General features: G+C 41.5%; 10 protein-coding genes. 5 read left to right on the top strand and 5 right to left on the bottom strand.

The genetic code is table 11. From position 1 onward, the window contains the following. Together ACEYW6_RS33165 and dnaB are read left to right on the top strand one after the other, a co-directional pair. Positions 1 to 827 (top strand): hypothetical protein (locus tag ACEYW6_RS33165; protein WP_412983143.1); only part of this gene is annotated, 827 nt, incomplete at its 5' end. Between the two features lie 186 nt (positions 828 to 1,013). After that, on the top strand, positions 1,014 to 2,402 hold the full coding sequence (gene dnaB / locus ACEYW6_RS33160) for a replicative DNA helicase (protein WP_412983142.1): 1,389 nt from the start codon (positions 1,014 to 1,016) through the stop codon (positions 2,400 to 2,402). A 215-nt stretch (positions 2,403 to 2,617) separates the two neighbouring features. Here dnaB and ACEYW6_RS33155 read toward each other — a convergent pair whose 3' ends face one another. Further along, positions 2,618 to 3,004 carry a CU044_2847 family protein gene (locus ACEYW6_RS33155; RefSeq protein WP_412983141.1) on the bottom strand — a complete coding sequence of 129 codons (387 nt, stop codon included), beginning with the start codon at positions 3,002 to 3,004 and terminating at the stop codon, positions 2,618 to 2,620. 136 nt (positions 3,005 to 3,140) lie between these two features. On the opposite strand from ACEYW6_RS33155, the gene ACEYW6_RS33150 reads away from it, so the two are divergent. Continuing rightward, positions 3,141 to 5,924 (top strand): pentapeptide repeat-containing protein, encoded by a 2,784-nt coding sequence (locus ACEYW6_RS33150; protein WP_412983140.1) that lies wholly within the window; start codon positions 3,141 to 3,143, stop codon positions 5,922 to 5,924. Positions 5,925 to 6,037: 113 nt separating this feature from the next. Here ACEYW6_RS33150 and ACEYW6_RS33145 read toward each other — a convergent pair whose 3' ends face one another. From ACEYW6_RS33145 to ACEYW6_RS33130, 4 genes are read right to left on the bottom strand one after another with little or no spacing between them, the layout of a single operon-like run. After that, positions 6,038 to 6,775: a DUF6753 family protein gene (locus ACEYW6_RS33145; RefSeq protein ID WP_412983139.1), complete on the bottom strand. Its 738-nt coding sequence runs from the start codon at positions 6,773 to 6,775 to the stop codon at positions 6,038 to 6,040. Positions 6,776 to 6,817: 42 nt separating this feature from the next. Beyond that, on the bottom strand, positions 6,818 to 7,189 hold the full coding sequence (locus tag ACEYW6_RS33140; protein ID WP_412983138.1) for a four helix bundle protein: 372 nt from the start codon (positions 7,187 to 7,189) through the stop codon (positions 6,818 to 6,820). Between the two features lie 47 nt (positions 7,190 to 7,236). Continuing rightward, positions 7,237 to 8,016 carry a hypothetical protein gene (locus ACEYW6_RS33135; RefSeq protein WP_412983137.1) on the bottom strand — a complete coding sequence of 260 codons (780 nt, stop codon included), beginning with the start codon at positions 8,014 to 8,016 and terminating at the stop codon, positions 7,237 to 7,239. Then, positions 8,017 to 8,544 (bottom strand): hypothetical protein, encoded by a 528-nt coding sequence (locus tag ACEYW6_RS33130; protein WP_412983136.1) that lies wholly within the window; start codon positions 8,542 to 8,544, stop codon positions 8,017 to 8,019. Between the two features lie 455 nt (positions 8,545 to 8,999). On the opposite strand from ACEYW6_RS33130, the gene ACEYW6_RS33125 reads away from it, so the two are divergent. Together ACEYW6_RS33125 and ACEYW6_RS33120 are read left to right on the top strand one after the other, a co-directional pair. Further along, the gene (locus tag ACEYW6_RS33125) at positions 9,000 to 9,398 is read left to right on the top strand and encodes a plasmid mobilization protein (RefSeq protein ID WP_412983135.1); all 399 of its coding nucleotides are present in this window, start codon (positions 9,000 to 9,002) and stop codon (positions 9,396 to 9,398) included. Next, a partial coding sequence (locus ACEYW6_RS33120) for a relaxase/mobilization nuclease domain-containing protein (RefSeq protein WP_412983134.1) occupies positions 9,379 to 10,154 on the top strand: 776 nt, incomplete at its 3' end. The genes ACEYW6_RS33125 and ACEYW6_RS33120, both read left to right, overlap by 20 nt.

The raw sequence follows: 10,154 nt of genomic DNA, 5'->3' as shown, positions 1-10,154 counted from the left end.
ATGTAAATGATACACATCAACCGATAGTGCCAAAAATGGATGATGTAAATGATACACATCAACCGATAGTGCCAAAAATGGATGATGTAAATGATACACATCAACCGATAGTGCCAAAAATAGATGGCATAGTGCCAAAAATGGATGGCATAGTGCCAAAAATGGATGGGGTGCGGGCTGAAAGTCATTCACAGCATACCTCGCAGCCTCTTAATAAGATTAAAGAAATAATATTACCTCAATCGATCACTGGAGAGACGGAGGAAAAAGAGAAAGAGGGGAACAAAGAAACTGACCAAGAAAAAGCACTTCCAGATAATCACTACGCTGTTAATAAAGAGAAAGTCTCTGCAACTAACGAGAAATCCACTCATGAGGATCTAAATTCCGGCGCGGCGCGTGAGAATCATTCTCAAATTTTGGTTTTCAGTGATGACCCAGTTAAAGAAGTGGATTTCCTGCTTTACTATCTGACCTATCAGCGTAAGCAGGGCAAAGACATTAACAACGTTGCCCCATACGTGACTACAGTGCTTTCTAAAAAAGATGAAGGTAGTACAGAGATATTTTGCTTATTTGAGCAATGGAAAGCGGGTTGCAGGAAATTAGAGCGCAAAATTAACAACTTTGCTGATGACCCCACAGAAGTAGAGAAACAGCGCAAGAAATATGATTTTCCCAGATGGGAGGCGCGGATGCACGATCACTACTACAGTATGCTCCAGTCAGAGGGACTATCTAAGTTTTGCAAGCATAAAGTATCTGCTAAATGGTACGAATGGGCAAGCGCCAAGTTTCCTGAAAGATTTGTAGATATTCCCGATTGACCAAGCCCCGAAGAGGCTGGGTGTAGGGTATGGGGTGTGGGGTATAGGGTCAAAATTTAGCCCCATCCCAAGCGCTGCGACCTAATTGTGAAGAGGGGTTCCATCCCACACCCTACCCCATACACCCTTCTTTTTTGCGGATGTATGACTGTAAAAATTTAGACCTAATTGAAATCAAAGATTAATATGTACGCCAGTGACGACAACGTAATTCCTTTTGCTACGACAGCCAATAAGCTTCCACCACAGAGCATTGAATCTGAAGAGGCGATACTTGGGGGCATCTTGCTTGACCCAGTAGCCATAGAACGTGTCCGCGACATTTTGAAGCCGCATCACTTCTATATCAGCGCTCATGGTCGTATATACAACGCAGCCCTTCGACTTAATGCCCAAGAATTGCCCACAGATTTGTTGATGATCACGAATTATTTAGCTGATAATAGTTTGTTAGAAATTACCGGCGGTCGAAACAAATTAGCATCGCTGGTTGATAGGACAGTATCAGCAGTTAACATTGATGCGCTGGCAGGTCTGGTTGTGGAAAAATGGAAGCGCCGGGAACTCGGTAGACTAGGAAACCTTGCAATCGAGTTGCAACACAAATCCAATGAAGAAACGCCCTTAGAGGAAGCCTTCTCACAATTACAGGACTTTATCTATGAATTGCAGCGTTCCTCTGATAATGCGGGGGCCAGCCACATAAAAGATGTGATCGTTGATTTGTTTCAGGATATTGAAGACCGCAGCCAAGGTAAGGTATTACCTGGGATTCCCACAGGCTTTTATGATCTTGATGCAATGACTTGCGGATTCAACCGCAATGATTTAGTTATCGTTGCAGGTCGTCCGGCGATGGGGAAATCAGCGTTTGCGGCTCAGATAGCTTTTTATCTAGCGTCTGCATATCAGTTTCCAGTTGTCGTGTTCAGTCTGGAAATGTCAAAGCTACAGATTGCCATGCGTGCGCTTTCAGGTGAGGCAGGCATAGAAAGCGGCTACTTGAAAACAGGGCGCATCTCTAACAAACAATGGGAACCACTATCACAGGGCATCGGTACACTATCAGAACTACCTGTTTATTTAGATGACCGCCCAGACCCATCACTGAGTTATATAGAATCTGAGTGTCGTAAAATCATGGCACAAGAGCGCCGTGATTTGGGTTTGATTGTCGTCGATTATCTGCAACTGATGGATGGTAACTCTGGGGGCAACAGAAACAATGAGATAGAAAAGCTCACACGCGGACTGAAGCGTTTAGCAATGAAGTTACAAACACCTGTAATGTGTTTATCGCAACTATCAAGAGCAGTGGAAAGCCGTAATAACAAACGCCCCATGCTCTCAGATTTACGTGACAGTGGCGGGATTGAGCAGGACGCGGACAAAGTAATCATGTTGTATCGTGATGAATATTACGACTTAAATACGCAAGAGAAAGGAATTGCAGAGATTATCCTTGCTAAAAACCGCGACGGGGCTACAGGCACAATCCAACTACTGTTTGATGCACACTTAACAAAATTTAAGAACATGGTGCGACCGCAGTCAGAACAAACTGACTGGGATTAAAAAGCATGGTCAGAGAAACGTTGCTTAACCAGCATGGTTAAGCAACACGAGTGTTGCCCTAACTTACTTTGGACATAAAAGCCGGACTCTTAAAGCCTTCTGAGAGCCAATACTGAGTATCACTGTTACGCGATAATGGCTCAAGTAATTGAATATAGCCGAGATTTTGAACCCTCAAGGAGGTCTGCCGAGATACCGATAGCTTTCTAAATAACCTATGTATTCTCTTTAGGAAACGAACATTCAACAGTAATTTTCATATTGCTTTTGGCAGTACCTTTTGTCACATAGGGAACACCAGCCTCTCCGCCCATTTCAATGCCGAACTCTAGGGTAACTTTGTTGACTTCAGCGATCGGAATCTGTTTAAAAGCATTCAAGGTATAAACTGTATAAGTCCGAATTGTATTTTGAATCGACAAGAAATTTTGCATCATTTTTTGTCGTATTTGTTCAGGACTCATCCCTTTACCAACTAGCGCTTCTTCTTCCTCTTCCTCATCCAACACCACCGTGTTGACTACAGGAATGTTTACATCGTCTGTAGCTTCGATGTAGATTACCGTGTTGTCATCTAGTTTGATGGGTATGACTTTTGTCATGAAATGAACTCCTGATACAGAAATTTTAGTAATTATCACAACTTTATAGAAGTTTTTACGGAATATTTATGAGTTTTTTTGTAGTTACTGAGCGATAATGCTGAAAACAAAGATTCTCTAAAAATTTCTCCTACTTATGATTCGAGACGCTTTGGTAGTAGGAATTAATACTTATAGTTATGAACGTCTGCCTAGTCTGACAGCACCAGCAATTGATGCAGAAGCTATAGCCAAACTACTAGAGCGGTACGGTCAATTTAACGTTAAGCGGCTACCAAGCGTCAAAGATAAGGAAAATAATACTGTTCGTGTTGGTCAAAAGACCTCAGTTACCTTAACGCAGTTAGAAGAAGCTATAGTTCAACTGTTTAAGCCGGAAGGCAAGAATGCCCCAGATACAGCACTGCTATATTTTTCTGGGCATGGACTGCGAAAAAGCCGAGGTATTCAGCAAGGCTTTTTGGCAACCAGTGATGCTAACCCAGACTTAGGAAACTGGGGTTTGTCTTTGCAATGGTTACGTCAACTGCTGCAAGACAGCGAGGTAAAACAACAAATTATTTGGCTGGACTGTTGTTACAGTGGCGAGTTACTAAATTTTGCGGAGGCAGATCCTGGAGACAGGGGAAAAGGACGGGATAGATGTTTTATTGCTGCATCCAGAGAATTTGAAGTCGCTTATGAAGCGATTGGCAGCAATCATAGCGTGTTAACAGAAGCTTTGTTGCAAGGACTTGACCCGCAACACTCACCAGGAGTATCAGTAACTAACTATACTTTAATTGATTTTCTCCATCATCATTGGGCAAACTACCCGCAACGTCCCATTTTCGCTAACTCTGGCAGTGCAATTGACCTAACATGCACCTGGGCACTGCAAAAAGAGCAGTCTGCTTATGTTGTTACTGGCTCAGTTTGTCCTTATCGTGGTTTGCAATACTTTGACTGTAAAGAAGAAGACGCTCAATATTTTTTCGGTAGGGAAGCATTAACAGACAAATTACTAGAGAAAGTGCGTTCTAGCAATTTCTTGGCAATTTTAGGAGCATCAGGTAGTGGAAAATCAAGTGTTGTTAGAGCTGGCTTACTGTATCAAATTCAACTAGGGCAACGTTTATCAGGTAGTGATAACTGGCCAATTAAGATTTTTCGCCCTGGTGAGTATCCCATCCAGAGTTTAGCACTGACTTTTTTAGATTCTGGGTTATCAGCAATTGATAGAGCATCTCAATTAGCCACGGCAGAGGAACTGCTAGCTAAGGGCGGAGTTGGCTTACGGCAGTTGATTAACGCTACTGGTACTGAACGGATAGTGCTGGTAGCAGATCAATTTGAGGAAGTTTTTACCTTATGTCAAGATGTCAAAGAACGACAGAGATTTTTTGAATGTTTGCTGAGTGCTTTACCTCACACTAATAATAAACTTTGCTTAGTGTTGACGATGCGGGCAGACTTTTTCGGCAAGTGTGCGGAACAACAGTATAGTGGGCTGGCACAACGGATTCAAGAACATCTAGTGACAGTAACACCAATGGAAAGGGAAGAATTAGAGCGAGCCATTACCGCACCAGCAAAAAAGGTAGGTTTGCAGGTACAATCCGAATTGGTACAGCAAATAATTGCTGATGTAGAGGGTTCACCAGGAAGTTTACCTTTGTTGCAGTACACGCTGACGGAACTTTGGCAGCAGCGTACTGGGGAAACGTTAACTCGTGAAGCATATTTTGATTTAGGTGGTGTGAGTAAAACTCTGCAAAAACGCGCTACCAAGGTTTATGAATCATTATCCCTTGAAGAACAGCAAGCAACTAAGCATATTTTTTTGGAATTAACACATTTTGGTGAAGGAACTGAGGATACACGCCGACAAGTTTATAAAAAAAAATTAATCACTGATAAATATTCAGAAGACATAATTAATAGAGTAATTCAATGTTTGACTAATGAGAAATTAATTGTTAGTAGTATTTTAAATGACAAGGAATCTGAATTAAATAAAATTGAAGTAATAGATGTTATTCACGAGACACTTATTCGTAATTGGGAAAAGCTCCGCATTTGGATTAATGACAATAAAAAAGATATTATAGAGAAGCGGAAAATTGAGGCAGCTTTAGAAATAGATGAAAAAGTTCGTGAAAAGGCAGAATCTATTAGGCTAGTTCAAGCTCTTTTAAATCGCTCCGTTCTATGGCAAGAAAGTGGAATGACTGATGAATATCTTCTTGCAGGACAATTGTTAATAGAGGCTGAATATCTATTAGATAGGGACTTTGATAAATATGGTTTAAACGATATGTGTGTAGAGTTTATTAATAAAAGTATTGAATATAATAAAAAGCTCCAAAAAGCTAGAAAAATAAAGCTTTACCAGGATAATAATAAATTTTATATTTCCATTGCATTTAACATCCTTTTGATTTTTGGTTTTTTAAATTATTATAATTCTTTTATCAATAAAAATAAACAATTAGAACAAACTATACGAAGTATCGAGATATTAATAAAAAATACTAGTGAAAATACTAATACAAAAAAATCTGTAGTAATAGTTGAAGAACTTGAAAAACTTATTAAAATAAATATTAGTTTTATGGGTTATAACCTCAGTAAAGCTAACCTCAAAAAAGCCAATCTTAGAGGCGCTAACTTCAGTAAAGCTAATCTTAAAAAAGCTAATCTTAGAGGCGCTGATCTTAGTGAAGCTAACCTCACTAATACCAATCTTAGTGGTGCTGACCTCAGTGGAGCTAACCTCACTAATACCAATCTTAGTGGTGCTGACCTCAGTGGAGCTAACCTCACTAATACCAATTTAAAAGATGCTGAATTCACTACTCCTCCCAAATGTGATCAAGATACTACATTGACCGATGATCCTGAAGATTATATTCATTTTCCAGGTTGTATAAGGTATTGAGCCGAGATGCGCGACGTGAAAGTTGTGCATCTCGGCTCAATACCTAATAATGCCCCCTTAATGACCGTTTTAGAATATTGTTATTTTAAAATCGGCTTTTAAACAGCAGATTTTTACCGCCGCCGTCTAGAGTTTGGATCTGTCCCCAAACGTTTCTCAACCCGTTGAAGCTTGGCATTACTCCAATCAGTATTCTGCAAAATTTTCTGTAGAGACTCGGTAGTTTCAATAGGAGTAGGGATTGGGGTCAGGTGCGAATAAAACCAAAACAGAATAAAAAATGAGATCGGAGAAAAAAGCCAGATCATAATAGCTCTACCCCAACCTTTAACGACCGATTCCGCGTCTTTTTGGTTCAATAGAGATATTCCCGTCTGAATCTCGTTCAATTGTTCTTGCAACGGTTGGCTCAATATCTCTGGTTGCCTTGGGGAGATATTGTTCAAATTCTCGGAGAGTTTGGTTAAGCTCGTCAATTGCTTGAGTTGTTGCTGAGACGTTAGATTTAATGCGCTCAAGGCTGTCCCTAGCTGATTGCAACTCGTCGCTAGGTTTTTGATGTTCTCCGTGTGGTCGGCTTGAACCTTCAATTGCTCCGCCGTCAGTTGACTCCATTGGTTTAACTCATCTTGTAAATTTTCAAATAACAACTTCCAATCATTTGGAGCAGTTTCTGTCAGTTGTGCCAAATAACCGATGTACTGAACTAACCTAAATGCTGGGTCATCTTGTTTCATCCCAGAATCCAACGCAAACCGCAAGACCTTAGCCTGAAACTCAGGCGGCTTTTCTGACAGCAACCTATCTAAATGAGATACTGCACCATTGCCATTACCATTACCTGTATGCATGAGGGTGTGGGGTGTAGGGTGTAGGGTGTAGGGAAATGTTTTTCATTTATTTTCAAGGGCACGAATTAGAGACAGTAGAATCTTGCCAACTAATTCACACTGATTTAGAACAGTATTGATTGTTTGCTCAGAAGCTAGTTCTACTCTAATCGCCAGTAATAAATGTGTTTCTAATTCTTTAAGAGAACCTTGTGCAATGTACAAAAATTGAATATATTCTCCACGGGTTTTTCTACCATATCCTTCTGCAATATTGGCGGGAATTGAAACAGCAGCGCGACGAATTTGAGATGTCATTCCATAGGTTTCCTCTTTAGGAAAGATTTTCGTGACTCGGTAACAAGTCTCAACCAAATTCATACCTTCTTGCCAAACTTTTAAATCTCGATAAGACTGTATCGATGACTCTTTCATAAACTCCATTCCCTACACCCTACACCCCACCCCCTACACCCTTCTTTTTACTCTAACCCCAACTGTATAGCCGCCTTAGAAAACTCAGTTTCAACCGCATCAATCCAGCCAAAAACTCTCGATTGATTACTCAAACTAAAATCCTCATGCTCTAGAGCTTCCCTGAACGTCAGATCCTTGGAGTCAACGAGGTCAAAAATATCGTCATATAACTCAGGCAATAAAAGTTCAACTGCCCCCAATGCTTCTACAGCCTGCTTCATCTTAGAATTGTTGTAACGAGTGAACTTGTGTTCATCACCCCAGTAGAGATTTTTCACAACTACATAATCAACTTTGTCGCCGCAGAAATCCACCAGCCGTTTTAACTGCAACAGACTATCTTTGACTCGACCCAGTACCGACACCATAGTGATGCGATAACCTAAACGCTGGGCATTTTGAAACAGAAAAATATCCTTAGCCACTGACTCAAAATATTCTGCTGCCCCAGCAGGCAGATCCACCAGAGAAACTTGAGGAGATAAACGCTTCAAATCATCCTGCAAAGCATCAGCACCACCGCGCTGATTTAGTTTGAGCGTTTGTACGCCAGGAGCGACTTTGTTGTAATGACGATAAAGCTGAGGGTTAGACTGGTCACACTCATAAGCGATGCAGTTAATATTTCTGTGGCGGTAAATGTCGAGTAGGATTCTAGCCACCACACTTTTACCAGTACCGCCCTTATCCCCAGTCACCAACACCAAGCGCCCAAGAGTTTTTGGTTGTTCAGTTGCCTTTTGTTCCTGAACTTGGTCAGCCGATTGTTTAGGTTTGACTACCATCTACAAATCCTCATCGTTTATTATTTCAGGCACAAAAGCAAGGCGAGAGGAATTTTGATTCTCTGGAGCTTTAACATCAGAGGTCTTTTTAGCCGTTTTAGGAGTTTTAGGAGTTGTTGATTTTGATGAAGCAGATTTTGATTTTGGTTCTGATTGAGACTGAGGTTTGTTGGCAGATTGAGTATTGCTTTCTGTAATCTCAGGATTCTCGTCTAAAGCCGGCTCATCAATAACTTGTGTACTGGTATTCTCAAGACTTGGAGGAGTGACTGACTTTTTGCGAGTAGACCTACGAATATCGTTAAGTAAATAACGGATACGTTCAGGACTGATATTGATATCCAAAGGCGCTAAAGTTTTAGACACTTCCTCATAGCTATAGCCAAGGCGAAGTACCCGTTCAATTTGACGGCGCATCTTTTTAATAGCTGCTCGTGCTGGGATATCATCTAATTCCTTAGCACCCAAAGCGCGTAAAGCATCAAGAGCTTCTGGAATCTTTGACTTAGGAATATTGTCTTTAGCCACAAGATTAAAAATCAAACTAATGTTTATGTTTAAAACTTTACTTTATTAGAGAGCATCTATCTAAAGACAGGTAATTATCAATGCAACAAATAGTTAAGAGACAGCAATAGATATTAACGTAACTGATTGAACAGTGATTACTAAGAACGTGTAAGATAACTCACGAACAGTTAATCAAAAATAAATCAGATAGTTATCACCAATAATTAGCCATACTGTAATTTACGTCAACTCGTTAGTAATATCATCGTGGTGGTAGCCGCAGATTACGCACTTTGTCCCCATGTGGGTAGTTCCCCTAGTTCTCCTGCCTCCCCGAAAGACTGGTTAAGAGCAAGCCATGCCTAGCACTGCGTGCTGCCGTCGCTGCGCTCGGCTCGGCAGGCTTGCCAAGGGGGTAAGCCTCCCCCCTTGGAACCCCCCTCAAACAATTGCACATTGTCAGGTATGACATTATGAACAAGCGTTCTTCTCAATCACTTGTCCGCACCAAAATGTTGCAAGTGCGATTCAGCCCAATTGAATACGAGATGATTCGCTCCAAAGCGGAAGATACGAGCATGAGTTTGGCAGAATTAACAAGACGTTGTATATTACTGCGACCAATCCCAGCACCACCGCCGCAATTGGGCAGAGTTACACTAGATACATACCTGGAACTGTCGCGCATCGGCAACAACATCAACCAACTGGCCAAAGCCACCAACACCGCCATTAAAATGCAGTTGCCACCGCCAGCATCACCAGAACTTCTACAAGAACTCTTAGAACTGCTACGACACTGCCAACGGGAAATAGCCAATACCTTCATCGAAGAATCGGACGAGGAAACTGATGATTGGCAACCAGACTAAAGGACGAGGGTTTCGCGGACTGCTGAATTATTTGGAGTCTCAGAAAGATGCCAAACTAATTGGTGGTAACATGGGTGGCAATAACGCTCGCGCACTGGCCAGAGAATTCAAAATCTCTCGACAACTAAACCTAGAAGCTGACCGAGTAGTGTACCACGCATCATTATCACTACCAGACAACGAGCGCCTAGACGAACCAACCTGGAACGAACTTGCTAACCGCTATCTCGAAGAGATGGGCTTTGACAGTAACCAGTACGTAGTCTACAGACACAGTAATACCGAACACGACCACATACATATTTGCGCTAGCCGTATCCGTTTAGACAACGGGAAGATTGTACATGATAGCTGGGATTACAAACGTAGCGAAACCATTATTCGGCAACTAGAACGAGATTACGGCTTACAAGAAACCCAAAGTAGCCACGAGAAATTATCGCGTAATCCCAGTATTGGACAACAAAAACGGCTAGAAAGAGAGCAAGAAGAATATATTAATGGTGAGCGCCAAACTCCACAAGAACGCCCCATGAAGCAACAACTCCAGGAATTAATCGACCGCGCCACAATAGACAAACTAACTATGCCCCAACTGCTTGAGCGATTGCAATTACAAGGTGTAGAAGTTCGCCACGGATTAACGCGCAACGGTAAAAGTAAGGGCATTTCGTACTCATGGAATGACCAGAAATTTAGCGGCACATCTTTGGGGCCTGCCTACACATTCCCAGGTTTACAAAAACATAAGGGGAT

This window comes from Nostoc sp. UIC 10607, assembly GCF_047228265.1.
Classification (GTDB): Bacteria; Cyanobacteriota; Cyanobacteriia; order Cyanobacteriales; family Nostocaceae; genus Nostoc; species Nostoc foliaceum_A.
Note: the sequence above shows the minus strand (reverse complement) of the source record. Positions and strands in the feature narration are given on the sequence as shown.

Bases quoted from the DNA above. Each gene is read 5' to 3' on its own strand.
- ACEYW6_RS33145 (WP_412983139.1), bottom strand. From the start codon at position 6,775: ATGCATACAGGTAATGGTAATGGCAATGGTGCAGTATCTCATTTAGAT.
- ACEYW6_RS33140 (WP_412983138.1), bottom strand. From the start codon at position 7,189: ATGAAAGAGTCATCGATACAGTCTTATCGAGATTTAAAAGTTTGGCAA.
- ACEYW6_RS33155 (WP_412983141.1), bottom strand. From the start codon at position 3,004: ATGACAAAAGTCATACCCATCAAACTAGATGACAACACGGTAATCTAC.
- ACEYW6_RS33150 (WP_412983140.1), top strand. From the start codon at position 3,141: ATGATTCGAGACGCTTTGGTAGTAGGAATTAATACTTATAGTTATGAA.
- ACEYW6_RS33125 (WP_412983135.1), top strand. From the start codon at position 9,000: ATGAACAAGCGTTCTTCTCAATCACTTGTCCGCACCAAAATGTTGCAA.
- dnaB (WP_412983142.1), top strand. From the start codon at position 1,014: ATGTACGCCAGTGACGACAACGTAATTCCTTTTGCTACGACAGCCAAT.
- ACEYW6_RS33135 (WP_412983137.1), bottom strand. From the start codon at position 8,016: ATGGTAGTCAAACCTAAACAATCGGCTGACCAAGTTCAGGAACAAAAG.